Origin of the sequence: Candidatus Clostridium eludens (assembly GCF_045310515.1) — a bacterium.
In the GTDB taxonomy this organism is placed as follows: Bacteria; Bacillota; Clostridia; order Clostridiales; family Clostridiaceae; genus Clostridium_B; species Clostridium_B eludens.
In genome coordinates, this window is the sequence record NZ_JBJHZX010000228.1 from 1 (window position 1) to 231 (window position 231).

At 32.0% G+C, this 231-nt stretch carries 1 protein-coding gene; it reads right to left on the minus strand.

Features of this window, described 5'->3' with window-relative positions:
* Nucleotides 1-231, minus strand: a 231-nt coding sequence (locus ACJDU8_RS25925) for a DsrE/DsrF/DrsH-like family protein (protein ID WP_406795050.1), incomplete at both ends; no start/stop codon positions are given.

A 231-nucleotide genomic window follows, 5' to 3' on the forward strand; every position in this document is an offset into this window, starting at 1 on the left:
AATCCCCAAAAGGTAAAGAACATTGTAACCTTTTTACCCATAGCAACTGCTCCATTAGCTATTATAAAAGATGCTAAAGCTTTATCCAAATCCCCACTGAATACAACTAATGTTTTATTATCTTTTTGTGCAATAGCACCGGCATTAACCAAACCACTATTTTCAGTTACTTGTTTTTTGCTACCTTTTTTTATAAAGGCTATTATGTTTCCTTTATCCTTTTTTCTGTTC